The following is a 14437-nucleotide window of genomic DNA, read 5'->3' as shown; positions in this document are numbered from 1 at the left end:
AAAAGACCGCCGCGGCACTGGCAGAAGAGTATTTTTAAACATGTTTTGGACGGGCGTATCATCCGGGCAGGGCTCTTGTTGCGCAGACCTCGTCTATACATAGGTCTGGTCAATTAGGCAGTTGTATAACTGGTAGAGGATGATTTTTTATGGTTCGTCTTAACCAGATGGGACATTCAATTGCCATAGGCCGGAACGGGAATCACTTTTTAGTAAGGGGTTATTGCCAAAACTTAGTGAAAAAGAATTGATTCTTTGGTATAATTCAAATTAATAAACACTGTTTAGTCAAAGGTAGGTATACTTTACGTGAGAAATACTTGTCTAGTTACAGAAATTAATAGCGGATTAAATAACGTACCCAATAAAGAAACTATTAAAGCTAAGCCTTTTTTGAAATGGGCAGGAGGAAAGACACAATTACTTAATGAATTTAGCAAAAGGCTTCCTAAGTCCATAGTTGCTACTAACACCATTGAAAGGTATATTGAACCTTTCGTAGGTGGAGGGGCAATGTTCTTTTTTTTAAAAAGGTATTTCCATGTGAAAGAAGCTTATTTATTTGACATTAACAAAGAACTTATTATCGGTTACAAGGTCATCCAAAATGATCCAAAAGAATTGATAAATTTATTGAAAGAGATTGAAAGTAGCTATCTTAGCAAAAGTATCGATGGGCGTAGAGATTTTTATTATGAGGTAAGAAATTTATATAATAAAAAAATTACTAGCTTTAATTATAACAAATATTCTAAGGCTTGGATAGAAAGGGCCGCGTTTTTAATTTTTTTGAATAAAACATGCTTTAATGGTTTATTTCGCCAAAACCAAAAAGGAGAGTTTAATGTTCCTTTTGGAAGATATAAAAATCCAAAAATTTGCGATTCGGAAAATATTTTACAAGTTTACCGAGCACTTGATAACACGGAAATATATGTCGGTGACTTTACGGAAGCTGAGAAATATATAGAAAGAAACAGTTTTGTATATTTTGATCCACCTTACCGTCCTTTAAATGCAACATCAAGTTTTACAAGCTATGATAAAGAAGGTTTTGATGAAGAAGATCAAATACGTTTGGCCAAGTTTTTTAGAAAGATGAGCAAAAAAGGTGCTTACCTTATGCTAAGCAATTCAGACCCCAAGAACTATAACCCAGACGATGATTTCTTTGAGAAACATTACAGTAATAAAGGTATCACTATAGAACGAGTTACTGCTAAACGATATATTAACTGTGATAGTTCAAAAAGAGGCGAAATTAACGAGCTGATTATTAGAAATTACTAATTTGAGGGAGAGAATTATGAAATTACATTTATATAAAAGCCGGTTAGGAGTTTCGGGAATAGAAGACACTATTGAAAAATTTCATAATACAATTGTTGATACAAATAGAGGGTATAAGTTTTTTGTTGATTGGGAAAAAGTAAAAAGTCATGTGAAAAAACATAAAGTGGAATTTAATATTTTAAATAGTTTAATTGGAAGTAAGAACTTTGAATTTGAATTGAGAAATCTTTTAAAGAAATATCCCGAAATACTTCCGGTTATTCCTATATTATTAGCTATCAGAGAGCAAAGATTAAAAGTGATTAGAGATTTTGTTGCTACCGATTCTGATATTGTCGAGTACGAGTTTAATGAAAGACAATTATCAGAACAGGAAATTGATAGTTTTGTAGAGTTTTTTTCTAAAACCGGTCTCAAATACTTTTTTGAAAACTTATCGACCAAAAGTATTCAAGACTATGTCACTGGTGTAGAAGTTGGAATGGATACACATGCTAGAAAAAACAGAAGTGGCGATGCTATGGAACTAGTATTAAAACCTATTATCGAAGAAATAAATTCAAGACAAAAAGATAAATTCATTATTTTGTTTCAGAAAAAATTTGACTATTTGAAAAAGGCTTTCGGAATTGAAGTTTCTTCGTCAATTAGGAATAGAAAAGCAGATTTTATTATTTTGAAGGATGACAATAAAAAAGTAATCAATATTGAAGTTAACTTCTTTTCTGGGACAGGCTCTAAACCCCAGGAAATTGTAGATGCATATATAAACCGCCAAAATGATCTAAAGGCTAACGGTTTTGATTTTATCTGGGTTACCGATGGAGACGGATGGAAGGGTCAGAAAAACCAGATTAGGAAGGGTTTCGAAGAAGTGAATTATTTACTAAATTTACATTTTGTTAGGAAAGGATTATTAGAAGACATACTATGCAAGATATAAATGACTTTATTAAAGAAAATACCACAGTTTGGTCGTTTCCAGAAAGAGGAAATTGGGCTACTCACAATCCGAAATATAGAGGTAACTTTGCTCCGCAAATTGCTCGGAATATTATTCTTAGATATTCCAGAGAAGGTGATAAAGTACTAGATCCTATGGTCGGTGGGGGAACTACTTTAATTGAGTGCAAAATTCTTAACCGAAAAGGTATCGGACTTGACATAAATCCTGATGCTGTTGAGTTAACCAAAAAAAACTTAGAATTTGAAGGCAATAAATATGAACAGCAAGTAAAAGTGGGAGATGTGAGAAGTTTAACGGAAATTGAAAACAACAGCATAGATTTAATTCTTACTCATCCCCCGTATGCAAATATAATAAAATATTCTAAAGGTAAAATTGAAGGAGACCTTTCCAATATTTCAAGTATTAAAAAATTTTGTGATGAATTTGAAAAGGCAATACTGGAATTCTTTAGAGTTCTTAAGGAAGATTCTTATTGTGCAATTCTTATAGGGGATACGAGGAAAAGCAGGCATTATGTTCCCTTATCGTATTTTGTAATGGAGAGGTTTCTCAAAAACGGATTTATTCTCAAAGAAGATATTATAAAAGTACAACATAATTGCCAATCAACCCCGTACTGGGAACGCAAAGCTGAAGAGCTTAATATTTTATTGATAATGCATGAACATTTATTTGTGTTTAGAAAACCTAGCAAAAATGAAGATTTAAGCAGGTTTAGATACAGTAGGATAAAGTAGCCATAAAATAGAACACTTTCCGCTTTTTAGCGCGAAAGTGATTTTGCTTTTTCTTCGGATCTACCAATAATTTTATATAAACCCCAATTGGAGGTTGATTAGCATTACCTGCCCGTTCTGCAACCGAACCGACCAAGTTTTGCAAAACAGCCTGGCTTTTGCCATATTTGACAAATACCCCGTCAACCAAGGCCATCTCCTGATCATCCCCAAAAGACATTTTAGCAATTACTTTGATGCCACTCCCGAAGAAGTACAGTCTCTCTGGGCCCTGGTAGAGGAAGGCAAGTCTTACCTAGACACAAATTTTCAGCCCGACGGATACAATATAGGCATCAATGTAGGTACTGCAGCAGGGCAGACAGTCATGCACCTGCATATTCATCTGATTCCCAGGTATAGAGGAGATATTGATAACCCGACTGGTGGGGTGCGTGGTGTAATACCGCATAAAAGAATATATACCGTTGAGGGAGGGTCCTGATTGGCCGTTATAACTGAGCTGGATGCAAGCTTTAGAAACCGCCAGGCTTCCTATAAAATGGTTACCGTTTTGGCTATGCTGGAGAATTGTTCTGCGAATGGCGTGGCCCGTTTAGACGATGTGACCAGGTACTTTCGAAATTTTTACGAATCCAGGCAGAGATTTGGCAAAAAACCTGAAAAGGACAAAATCGAAATGTCCAGAGTGGCAACTTTGACCGATGCTCGAGTCAAAGAACTTATATTAACTAACCCCGTTCAGGCTTTAAATAAGTTTATCACCTACCGGGGGGATCGCCAGGAGCTCAGTTTTACCGATAAAGTTGTTGCCGAGTTAACCGAGTCCACCAGGCAGGAAATAAGAGACCTAGCCTACAAGCACCTTTATTGGTATTACAAAGACTTCGACCCTCACCAGATCACACTTCCGGAACTCTCCTCTCTGGCTCCTGGCGTGGCTGTAACTGCCACTGATATAGCTCTGTTATCGGGCCAAAACCAGGTTAAAGGTATTCACCCGATTTTTAAAGAAAATTTTAAAGCCGTAGTTATTCTCTGTACCATTGGCGGGGAGTTGTATCCGAACCAATGGCTTACGGAAGACAGGACCATTCTCAAATATTACCTGGAAGGCAGAACGGACAAGGAAACAGGCAAAAAGACCTATAATCTGGACCTGGCCTCAAATAAGGCGATTATTGAGTCAAGTAAAGAAGGCTATCCCTTGTATGTTTTTGTGCGAGATAAAAAGGGAGAGTTATTTCATTTCGCCGGTGAGTTTATGCTTGACAAGGTGGAACAGGAAGCCGGGGGAGCAGATTACTATTTCATTTTGAGGAAGGTTACCAAAATGGGTATTCCTGATGAACAGACAAATCCTCGTTTGATGAATTCTGATTCTGATAAAGAAAGACTGAAGTATAACGAAATTGTCGAACACATTTATCGGTACATATCGAATAAAGGCTATTTATATGAAACAGGCCTAATTAAAAACTTCTTTTTATGCCTTAAAACAAAACCCTTTGTTATTCTGGCCGGAATTTCCGGGACCGGAAAAAGTAAATTAGTAGAAGTCTTTGCTGAAGCCGTTGGCGCAACTACGGAAAACGGACGGTTTGTACTTATCCCTGTCAGGCCTGATTGGAACGACAGTTCAGACCTTTTTGGTTACAAAGACATCAACGGGAAGTTTTTACCAGGTCCCTTAACCCGATTGATACAGCGGGCAAACAGTCAATTGGACAAGCCCTTTTTCGTATGTCTTGATGAAATGAATTTATCCAGAGTGGAGTATTATTTCAGCGATATTTTAAGCCTAATGGAAACAAAGAAGAAAACCGATGCCGGTTGTTTTTCCGAAAAGATTTTTCACGACGATTACTTTCATACCGATGAGGACAAACAGCGGTATGGACAGCTCCGAATTCCTCCAAACCTCTACGTTATCGGTACGGTGAATATGGATGAAACAACCTTTCCTTTCAGCAAAAAAGTTTTGGACCGGGCCAATACCATAGAGTTTTCCACGGTTCATCTGAAATCCTTTCCCGGTAAAGATATGCAAGAAGTAAGCCCTTTGCCTGTAGATAATAATGTGTTTCAGGCCCAGTATCTAAACTTAAAAGATTGTTTGGACAGCTTTGAGTATCTGGAGAGCGTTGTTGACAAGATTGATCAGATAAACGCCGTTTTGTCCAAAGCAAACTTACACGTCGGATATCGGGTTCGGGATGAAATTTGCTTCTATATGGCCTATAACAAAGCCAGTGGGCTTTTGGAGGAAGACGAAGCCTTTGATTATCAGTTGATGCAGAAAATACTTCCACGGATACAGGGCAGCAGCAATCTAATCTTCAATGTGCTTGTTGAGTTGTTCAAGATTGCCAGTGGTCAGGACTATTCTAACCATGAGGCCGGTGTCGGTGAACTGGCTCTAAAATATGTACAGGATAACAACAATATCAAACCTTATCCGCGCAGCGCCGCAAAGATTGCCACTATGCTCTGGAGGTTTGATGATGGCTTTACCTCTTTCTGGTTATAAAGACATGGACTTGGTGAGGATTGAGTCCGATGAACTGATTGTGCTTATTAAAGGTAGACCCGTTCACCCTACCGTGGAACATCTTCAGCTACACCAGGACGCCAGAGGAGAGTGGGCCCGGGCTGCCTTTGAGGTTGTCACCTTTGGCAAGAACTACAAAGTTTATGTTTTTGACCCTTTTACAGGTGACGGTACTTCCGGGTTGCGTGAACTGAATCCAGGCGAAAAAGTATTTCCATGCTTTTATGAACAACAGACTTATAATATTCAAATAGAATCTTTGACAGGAAAAGACCTTCAGTTTTATCATGAGAACAAATCCCTCAGAGAAGCTGTGACACCCTTTAGAAAAGGCATTATTTCAGGGAACTTAAACTTCAGGAATGACATTGGCTTTTCTGACCTACAAATCAATTGTGAGGGCAGGCCTATATTAAAAATAAAGCTGGAGGTCTTTCCTGCTAAAGTTGATTATCAGCATGATTTTCAGGAACTGCTCAAAGAAGTTAATGAGGAAATTTACAACTTGGCCTATGAATTTATGATGCGAACATTTTTCCACGCCAAAGAGACGCGCACTGTTAAACAAAGTCTCAGTGAATTTTTCACTATAATCAGTCTCATCTTTGGCAAATTTGTAAAAGCCCTGGAATTAGTCAAAGCCAACCCTCATCATAAGATTGTCCCCGTTGATCACATAGTCCGGGTGGAAAAAGTCAGGCGTTTTGACCATCAGGCCGCGAAGTGGTTGGCTAGACACCAGGAGAACCTTGTTCGGTCTGTAACTAATAACGGGATTTTAGTGAGGCGCAATTATTTTATTCCGGTAAAACTCCGAGAAAGTAAGAGGCAGGTTACCTACGATACTTTTGAAAACCGTTTTATTAAGTGGGCACTGAAAAAGGTCTGCAACAAGTTGGCTGTCATTCACCAGGAGTACTTAAAATTATATCGAGGTGACAGTTCCCGTTTTGATCCATACATTGATAAAAAGCTGCGCAGGATGTTGGCCAAACTTCAGGGTTTTTCCAGAATGGAGATTTTTACAAATGTTACAGAACTGAACCGGTTCGATAACTTCTCATTGGTGCTTCAGATGGCGCCCGGCTATCGCGAAGTTTACCGGTATTATTTGCTGCTGATGAAGGGCCTGTCTATTCAGTCCGATGTTTTTCATATGTCACTGAAAGACCTGCCTACTCTTTACGAGTACTGGTGTTTTCTGGCCTTAAACAAAATTTTGCGGAAAAAATACAAGCTCAGAAAGAACAGTCTCATCAAAGTAGATAACCGGGGATTGTCGGTAACGTTGAGAAAAGATAAAACAGCCTCGATAATTTATGAAAACCCTGGGAACGGGGAAAAGTTTACTCTCACTTATCAGGACAGCAACATTTCCGTTCCCACTATTGCACAGGTTCCGGATAACGTTCTTTCATTGCAAAAAGAGGGGTCTGATGTTAAATACAGATATGTTTTTGATGCCAAATACAGAATCAATCCTGCTCTGGACAAAAGATATCTTGCTAAGCATGGTAAGCCCGGTCCCGAAGAGGATGACATAAACACAATGCACCGTTATCGGGATGCTATAGTATTTGGGAATAAGGAAACGGGATTCGAGCGTTCGGTATATGGCGCTTTTGTGCTGTTTCCCTATGATGACGAGGATAACTATGCCGGTCGTACTGATGGCAAACCTCATACCTTCTACGAAAGTATCCAGCACGTCAATATAGGGGGGCTACCCTTTTTACCCGGGCATACCGGCCTGGTGGAAGAACTGTTGGATGAACTCATATTGGATACACCCGAGACGGCCATGGAAAAGGCTCTTCTTCATGAAGCTGCCGAAGATTATTATTACAACAAATTCTTAAAGAGAAATGTTTTTGTGGGTTCCCTGAGAACCAAGAAGCAATGGGAAATTAACTACAAATACAGTTTTTATCACACACCGTTAAAGAATGTGGTTAATAACCTGGGGAATTTGGAATATGTGGCGGTCTACAGAAGTAGGGAGCTCTATGGAGAGGACAGCGGGATCAGGCATTACGGTAAAATAAAGAGCTTTAAGATTCTTAAGAGGGAAGAAATTGCCGAGATAAAAAGTGACCGGAAAGGATATTATGTGCGTTTTGAAATTGAAGAGTGGAAAGAGTTGCCTCAGAAGATAGTGCCGTTACAGTATGGAGTTTACGATAAACTGTTTACGACACTGCCGTTATTGTTAAGTGCGCGGGAACTTCCGGAGCTTAAACTGCAGACAGAAGAGGAAATTAGGCTATGGAAAGAGCTTAGGAGAGTATCTCAGGAACCGCATGTGCGGGCTGAAGTGGCTATACTTCATGTAAATGGCGGGGAACAGTATCTGGATGCAGCAAAGGTAAAGGATTTTATTGTGGATGGTCGAGCCATACTCCGGTTTACGGGCCAAACCCTGTCCGTCGAAAAAAACGGCATCACACGGTCCTGGTCTCTGGAGGAATTAGAAGGAAACAGGGTTAAAGTATTTAAGGCCATCCGGGACTTTGTGAAGTCGTAGACGCCGTTGGTCAGACTGTCAACGATTTCCTACCACCCCAGAACCCGGTGAGGCCTTGTACAAGGTTTTTCTTTGCGCTGCCGCCGTCATGAGTCTTGCTGCAAACCGAGGCAACAAGGCAGGAAGTCCCCGCATGTTCGAAGACGGCGAAGGTTTGCTTGCCTTGAAAATACTGTTTCAAAGCTTTGCCACTGCACTCTCTGCGAGATAGCAAAAAGCCGCTGTACAGTAAAGTAATAAGTTGCGACCTGGTGAAGGGCGGATAGACAGTGTTAACGACAGTGAGGGCTTGAAATAGCTGTTTCCGGCACGGACGCCGGAAACCCGGCCATTGAGTCACGGATGACGATTTGGCCGGGTTCAGCGATTTCAACCGAACGGAGTTTACAATGTCTCCGCCCGTAACCTCGGAGCAACGGTTACTTCACTGTGCAGCGGCCAGACTTTTGAGAAATGCAACATGAGCCATCGAGTTCGGGAACGCTGCCTGAACGGCAAGGGTTTGCAGCACAAAGCTCCGGGGTAACAGGGTCACCCCACCCACCTTTTCGTGGTTAAAGGAAGGCGTAACTTCGGAGCAACGGTTACTTCACTGTGCAGCGGCCAGACTTTTGAGAAATGCAACATGAGCCACAGATTTTACCAAAAAACCTTTGACGAAGAACCAAGCAGTTTATTATAATTAAACTATACCAAATGGGTAAACAATATTAATGAACCATCTTAAATTAAATCTTAAATTAATTAAAAGAAAGGGGAATTAAATATGGGTGAGAAAACTGTCAAAAACCTTTTGGCCGCATTTGCCGGAGAGAGCCAGGCGAGGAACAAGTACACCTTTTTTGCCTCGGTGGCCAGGAAGGAAGGGTGGCTGGAGATTGCTGAGTTTTTTGAGGAAGCGGCAAAAAATGAAAAAGAACACGCTGAGGTCATCTTAAAGTTACTGAAAGGGATCGGTGACACCAGGGCAAACCTTCAGGCGGCCATTGACGGGGAGTCTTTTGAGTACAAAGATATGTACCCGGCTTTTCTGAAAGATGCCCTTGAAGAGGGTGTAACTGAAGCGGCTAAGTTTTTTGAAACTGTTGCCACGGTTGAAAAACGTCATGCCGAGAAGTTCGCTAAACTGCTGGCTGCTCTTGAAAATGGGAAACTTCTTGTGCGGGATGATATCATCGCATGGCAATGCCGGGAATGCGGCTTTGTCCACGAAGGGACAGAACCCCCGGAAAAGTGTCCTCTCTGCGGCCATGACAGGACATTTTACAGGCCCGGGCACAGGGTAGGACAGAAATAGAAAACCAAAGGAGGAATTTATATGACAGAGTTAAACCAGATTTACAAATGCAATGTGTGCGGGAACATGGTGGAAATAGTGCATACCGGCGCAGGTCAGTTGGTCTGTTGTGGAAAGCCCATGGAACTAAAGAAGGCCAATGAACAGGAGGCTAGCATGGAGAAACACGTCCCGGTGGTTGAAGCAACTGTCGAGGGGATCAGGGCTACTGTCGGCAGCATAAAGCATCCGATGGAGGAAAAGCACTATATTGAGTGGATTGAAGTTATTGACAGTGGAGAGGTTGCCCGTAAATACCTGAAACCGGGTGACGAGCCGGTGGCTGAATTCTGTCTGCCCGGCGACAATGTTGAGGTCAGGGCTTACTGCAACATCCATGGCTTATGGCATAGATAGCAAAAAAATCACCTTCTGCTTTTAGCACGAAGGTGATTTTTTGTCCCTGGCTTTCATGGCGCCGTTGGTCATGACTGCCAACGCTTTCCCGTTAACTCTGAATCCGGTGAGGCATTGTAAAGGGTTTTCTGTTTGCGCTGCCGCAAAAATTTCTCTTCCCGGAAATAATACTGGAACAAATGTTTGGTTTATGGTAAAATAATCCTGGGAGGGTGAAGCTGAACTGATGTTCTCTTTAAAACCCGAATGAGAAAAGATATAATGTTACCAAGGGCGTGAATGGAAATGAAAGAAATCCTTAACCTGATTTTGGCCAAGGTTGAAGGGCTTGAAGAGGGGCAAACAAGACTTGAGGCAAGCATGGCCCCGCTGGAAGAGAGACAAGCTATGCTCGAAGAAGGCCAGGCCAAACTTTTTGTTGGCTTTAAAGACTTGGGCGAACGTTTGGACAGAGTGGAAAAGAAACTGGATGCCGTTGTCGAACAGACTGCCGGTCTGCTTGAGTTTAGAACGGAAACGGAGAAAAAACTGGGTGAGATCAGTGGCGATATAAGAATTTTGGCCGGAGAACTTGGCCGGCAGAACCTGGAGATTGAAAGAATTAAATTAAAAGTCGGATAAAAAACTAGCCTCCTTGCTGATTATACGCAAGGAGGTATTTTTAACATATCTTTCCCTTGACACAGGGTTCATGAGTCAGGGCCCGATTACCTTTTTACTTTATATTGAGGTTCCTGCCCTTCAATATAATTTACCCGCCCCCTCAGATTATTACAGATGTTTTCGACCTGGCCGCTTAAGTCGTTAAACATTTGCTGGGCCATTTTATCTTGAGTATCAAGGGCAAAGGTTTTCAGGTTGGCTGCGGCCCCTTCAAGACTGGCCAAAGTCTGATGCAGTTTTTCGCCGATAGTCAATTAAATAACCTCCTTTAATATGAATTTGAATTTTCGCCAACTTTATATTGTCCCTTAGAAGCTTTAGTTATGCTGGAAATAATAATAAGAGATGGCAAAGCGCCTTGACTTTGCACCCCATATAATATAAACTAATATATGAACATTTGTTCAAACATTATTAACTTTTTGGGGGGTTTACTTTGGAGGAAAAAGAGGCTTTTGATACATGTGCCGTCTTATGTATACACGAGGATGTTGTACAGGAGTTAAAAAACAAGCTCTTGGATAAGAACACTGTGCTTTCACTGGCGGAAACTTTTAAAGTATTGGGGGACCCGACCCGGGTCCAGATCATTCACGCTTTGGCCCAGAAAGAACTTTGTGTCTGCGACCTGGCTGCCCTGTTGGGCATGAGTCAGTCTGCCATTTCGCACCAACTGAGGATTCTCCGCAACTTACGGTTGGTCAAATACCGTAAAGAGGGCAAAATCGTTTATTATTCCATTGATGACCAACATATTATTAATCTGTTTACCGAGGGGCTAGAGCACATCAAGCATGGCTAAAGCCCAGGAGAACGTAGTACAGGAAAGAACTTGGCAAAAGGAAAGGGCGTGTAACTATGTCAGAAATGATTATTCCGCAAATAGCGTCCGCAAAGAACAAAGTTGTTTTTCGGCTCACCGGCCTTACGTGAATGGACTGCGCCGCCAAGTTTGAAAAAGAAGTGGCGGCCATACCTGGTGTCACCAGGGCAGAGCTTAACTTTGGCGCTTCCAAATTAACCGTGCAGGGGGCTTTTGACCCGCAGGCCGTTTACTTGGCAGGAACCAGGCACGATATTGTTGCGCGGCCGGCATATGAAAAAGGACAGGAAAAACAGTCTTTCTTTGCTGAATACAAAAGGGTTATCATCAGCGGGCTGGCGGGGTGCGCTCTGCTTGCCGGTTGGGTGCTACAGCACACCCAAGGATTAACTTCCGCTGCCATTCTCTTGTATATTGCAGCTATGGTAATCGGTGGATTTTCCACTGCCAGAAAAGCCTTTTTCAGTATCCGGAAACTTAATTTTGACATGAATGTACTAATGACCATCGCGGTAATTGGAGCAGCGGCTATAGGCGAATGGTCAGAAGGGGCCTCGGTGGCTTTCCTTTATTCCATCTCCAATGCCCTGGAATCCTTCACCATGGAAAAAGCCCGGCAATCTATTAGAGAACTTATGGACATTGCGCCGCGGGAAGCGCTGGTCAGGAGAAACGGGGAAGAAATTTGTTTAGCGGTGGATGAAATTCGTGTTGGCGATATATTGATTGTTAAACCGGGTGCAAAAATTGCCATGGACGGCAAGGTCATTAAGGGAACTTCAGCCGTAAACCAGGCCGCTATCACCGGCGAATCTGTTCCCGTGGAAAAAAACATCGGTGATGAAGTCTTTGCCGGTACTTTGAATCAGGAAGGTGCCATTGAGGTTGAGGTCACCAAGCTGGTAAACGATACAACCATCGCGAAAATAATTCATATGGTAGAAGAAGCCCAGGCCCAAAGAGCCCCTTCCCAGAAGTTTATTGACCGTTTTGCCGCCGTTTATACGCCTATAGTCATTGCTCTGGCCATCGGAGTGGTCTTAATACCGCCCCTTGTTTTTGGCCGGCCGTGGAGTCCCTGGATATACAGGGGTTTAGCCCTGCTGGTGGTTTCCTGTCCCTGTGCGCTGGTGGTATCCACGCCTGTAGCCCTGGTTTCGGCCATAGGCAATGCGGCGCGTAACGGTGTGCTGATTAAAGGCGGTGTGCACCTGGAGGAAATGGGCTCAGTAGCCGTTATTGCCTTTGATAAAACAGGTACCCTGACTGTCGGCCGGCCGGCGGTTATCGACATAATTCCCGTCACCGCCAAAGATGAAAAGCAGGTATTGAACCTGGCCGCAAGTATTGAACAGTTTTCGGAACACCCCCTGGCTAAAGCCATCGTAGAAAAGGCCAGGCAGGAAAAACTGGCGTTGTTACCGGTCGAAGATTTCACCTCCCTCACAGGAAAAGGCGCCAGAGCTAAAGTAAAAGGAAAAAGGTATTTTATCGGCAATCCACGTCTATTAGACGAATTAGGCATGCAAACAAAAGAAACCGGACAGGTTGTCGCGCAGTTACAGGAACAGGGTAAAACAGTGATGGTGGTGGGGGACGAAGAAAATATCGTGGGGATAATAGCAGTGGCTGATATTGTCAGGGAATCAGCCGCCAGGACTATCAGGGAATTGAAGCAGGCCGGTTTAAGGCGGGCCGTAATGTTAACCGGAGATAATAAAGCCACGGCCAAAGCTATTGCTGAGAAGGCGGGCATTGATGAGTTTGATGCCGAATTACTGCCGCAGGATAAAGTAGCCGCCGTGAATAACCTGGTTAATAAGTTTGGTAAAGTAGCTATGGTTGGCGATGGGATAAATGATGCGCCGGCTCTGGCGGCAGCAACCGTGGGGATAGCTATGGGCGGGGCCGGTACGGATACGGCGCTGGAAACCGCCGATATCGCCCTGATGGCCGATGACCTGGCCAAGCTGCCTTTCCTGGTGCGCCTGAGCAGAGCTACTCTCAGTGTTATCAAACAAAATATCTATTTTGCTGTGGTTATTAAATTAATTGCCGTGGTCCTCATTTTCCCGGGCTGGTTGATGTTATGGATGGCCATACTGGCAGACACCGGGGCAGCAGTTCTGGTTACTCTCAACGCTATTAGGCTGCTGCGAATAAAACCTGAATTATATTAAGCATGATTTAATAAACCACAGCGGCTACCTACAACTACGGAAGGGTGGGTGGGGTGCCAAGGCTACCGTCAAGGAGCGACTGCGCCCGCAAAACCGCAGCCAGGCAGGCAGGGAGTTCCCGCATGTTTGAAGATGGCGAAGGCCGCCGGGAAGTCCGGCACTCAACTTATGTAGGGCGCCCCGGGATGTTGATAGGGGAGGTTAAATGTTTTCCGGAGCGGGGCTTAAATCGTCCATCGGTCCGCGAGCCGCGTAAGCGGGAGCGGTTATCCGATGGAGATTTCGCCCGGAGCGGAGGAATCATTTAACCTCCCCTTTTCCAATCTGCGGCACGCAACATATGCTGGGTGACCGGACGGGAGGCGGCCTAGCTTTTGAGAAATGCTATATGAGCCATCGAGTTCGGGAACGCTGCCTGCCTGGCCAGGGTTTGCAGCACCAAGCTCCCCGGTAGCGGAGACACCCTCCCACCCTGCCAACGTGCTGCTTCACTTGCACTTCCATCATGGCCCGGCCGGGAGTAAAAGTTTGCCGCTCTTCCGGTGAAACAACCGTTGCTCCGGGGCTACGGACAGAGCCGGTGTAAACTCCGTTCGGTTGAAATCACTGAACCCGGCCAAATCGTCGTCCTGACTCAATGGCCGGGTTTCCGGCGTCCATGCCGGAAACAGTGATTTCAAGCCCTCACTGTCGTCAACACCGGCTATCTGCCCTCCGCCAGGTCGCAAATTATTGTTTCACCGGGGCGGCCTCTTTCTCACCCTTACCCAGGGAAGGGTAGGCAGGGTTTTCCGCCTACCGTTTGGGAGTGACTGCGCCCGCAAAACCGCAGACAGGCAGGCAGGGGGTTCCCGCATGTTCGAAGATGGCGAAGGCCGCCGGGAAGTCCGGCACTCAACTTATGTAGGGCGCCCCGGGATGTTGATAGGGGAGGTTAAATGTTTTCCGGAGCGGGGCTTAAATCGTCCATCGGTCCGCGAGCCGCGTAAGCGGGAGCGGTTAT

The 14437-nt window shown here is 43.6% G+C and carries 14 protein-coding genes; 12 read left to right on the top strand and 2 right to left on the bottom strand.

The annotated features are described in order from the left end of the window. Positions 1-309: 309 nt before the first annotated feature. From ACSNJE_RS13320 to ACSNJE_RS13280, 9 genes are all read left to right on the top strand, one after another. Positions 310-1290 (top strand): DNA adenine methylase, encoded by a 981-nt coding sequence (locus ACSNJE_RS13320; protein WP_495252841.1) that lies wholly within the window; start codon positions 310-312, stop codon positions 1288-1290. A gap of 16 nt (positions 1291-1306) precedes the next feature. Beyond that, positions 1307-2236, top strand: coding sequence for a type II restriction endonuclease (locus ACSNJE_RS13315; RefSeq protein WP_474661436.1), 930 nt, complete (start codon positions 1307-1309; stop codon positions 2234-2236). Next, positions 2224-3000, top strand: a complete 777-nt coding sequence (locus ACSNJE_RS13310; protein ID WP_495252840.1) for a TRM11 family SAM-dependent methyltransferase — start codon at positions 2224-2226, stop codon at positions 2998-3000. The genes ACSNJE_RS13315 and ACSNJE_RS13310 overlap by 13 nt, the downstream gene beginning before the upstream one ends. A gap of 103 nt (positions 3001-3103) precedes the next feature. Next, the gene (locus tag ACSNJE_RS13305) at positions 3104-3484 is read left to right on the top strand and encodes an HIT family protein (protein ID WP_495252863.1); all 381 of its coding nucleotides are present in this window, start codon (positions 3104-3106) and stop codon (positions 3482-3484) included. Beyond that, positions 3485-5530: an McrB family protein gene (locus ACSNJE_RS13300; protein WP_495252839.1), complete on the top strand. Its 2046-nt coding sequence runs from the start codon at positions 3485-3487 to the stop codon at positions 5528-5530. Continuing rightward, positions 5505-8075 carry a DUF2357 domain-containing protein gene (locus ACSNJE_RS13295; protein WP_495252838.1) on the top strand — a complete coding sequence of 857 codons (2571 nt, stop codon included), beginning with the start codon at positions 5505-5507 and terminating at the stop codon, positions 8073-8075. Before ACSNJE_RS13300 ends, ACSNJE_RS13295 begins: the two co-directional genes overlap by 26 nt. A 766-nt stretch (positions 8076-8841) precedes the next feature. Continuing rightward, a complete protein-coding gene (locus ACSNJE_RS13290; RefSeq protein ID WP_495252837.1) occupies positions 8842-9372 on the top strand; it encodes a rubrerythrin family protein in 531 nt (176 codons plus the stop codon). A 21-nt stretch (positions 9373-9393) separates the two neighbouring features. After that, the gene (locus ACSNJE_RS13285) at positions 9394-9768 is read left to right on the top strand and encodes a desulfoferrodoxin (RefSeq protein WP_052219093.1); all 375 of its coding nucleotides are present in this window, start codon (positions 9394-9396) and stop codon (positions 9766-9768) included. A 285-nt stretch (positions 9769-10053) separates the two neighbouring features. After that, positions 10054-10389, top strand: coding sequence for a hypothetical protein (locus ACSNJE_RS13280; protein WP_052219094.1), 336 nt, complete (start codon positions 10054-10056; stop codon positions 10387-10389). Between the two features lie 86 nt (positions 10390-10475). Here ACSNJE_RS13280 and ACSNJE_RS13275 read toward each other — a convergent pair whose 3' ends face one another. Beyond that, positions 10476-10685: a DUF1657 domain-containing protein gene (locus ACSNJE_RS13275; protein WP_052219095.1), complete on the bottom strand. Its 210-nt coding sequence runs from the start codon at positions 10683-10685 to the stop codon at positions 10476-10478. Between the two features lie 182 nt (positions 10686-10867). On the opposite strand from ACSNJE_RS13275, the gene ACSNJE_RS13270 reads away from it, so the two are divergent. The 3 genes from ACSNJE_RS13270 (at position 10868) to ACSNJE_RS13260 (ending at position 13742) form a co-directional block, all read left to right on the top strand. Beyond that, on the top strand, positions 10868-11233 hold the full coding sequence (locus ACSNJE_RS13270; RefSeq protein ID WP_013119348.1) for an ArsR/SmtB family transcription factor: 366 nt from the start codon (positions 10868-10870) through the stop codon (positions 11231-11233). A 71-nt stretch (positions 11234-11304) separates the two neighbouring features. Then, positions 11305-13434, top strand: coding sequence for a heavy metal translocating P-type ATPase (locus ACSNJE_RS13265; RefSeq protein WP_495252862.1), 2130 nt, complete (start codon positions 11305-11307; stop codon positions 13432-13434). Between the two features lie 53 nt (positions 13435-13487). Next, positions 13488-13742 carry a hypothetical protein gene (locus tag ACSNJE_RS13260; protein ID WP_495252836.1) on the top strand — a complete coding sequence of 85 codons (255 nt, stop codon included), beginning with the start codon at positions 13488-13490 and terminating at the stop codon, positions 13740-13742. 195 nt (positions 13743-13937) lie between these two features. Here the strand turns inward: ACSNJE_RS13260 and ACSNJE_RS13255 are convergent, their stop codons facing one another. Next, positions 13938-14162 carry a hypothetical protein gene (locus ACSNJE_RS13255; protein WP_495252835.1) on the bottom strand — a complete coding sequence of 75 codons (225 nt, stop codon included), beginning with the start codon at positions 14160-14162 and terminating at the stop codon, positions 13938-13940. Positions 14163-14437: the final 275 nt, after the last annotated feature.

The sequence above is a fragment of the Thermincola sp. GK-1 genome (genome assembly GCF_059412445.1).
The sequence above is the reverse complement of the archived record's forward strand: the minus strand, read 5'-3'. Positions and strand labels throughout refer to the sequence as shown.

Bases quoted from the DNA above. Each gene is read 5' to 3' on its own strand.
- ACSNJE_RS13315 (WP_474661436.1), top strand. From the start codon at position 1,307: ATGAAATTACATTTATATAAAAGCCGGTTAGGAGTTTCGGGAATAGAA.
- ACSNJE_RS13310 (WP_495252840.1), top strand. From the start codon at position 2,224: ATGCAAGATATAAATGACTTTATTAAAGAAAATACCACAGTTTGGTCG.
- ACSNJE_RS13295 (WP_495252838.1), top strand. From the start codon at position 5,505: ATGGCTTTACCTCTTTCTGGTTATAAAGACATGGACTTGGTGAGGATT.
- ACSNJE_RS13290 (WP_495252837.1), top strand. From the start codon at position 8,842: ATGGGTGAGAAAACTGTCAAAAACCTTTTGGCCGCATTTGCCGGAGAG.
- ACSNJE_RS13285 (WP_052219093.1), top strand. From the start codon at position 9,394: ATGACAGAGTTAAACCAGATTTACAAATGCAATGTGTGCGGGAACATG.
- ACSNJE_RS13280 (WP_052219094.1), top strand. From the start codon at position 10,054: ATGAAAGAAATCCTTAACCTGATTTTGGCCAAGGTTGAAGGGCTTGAA.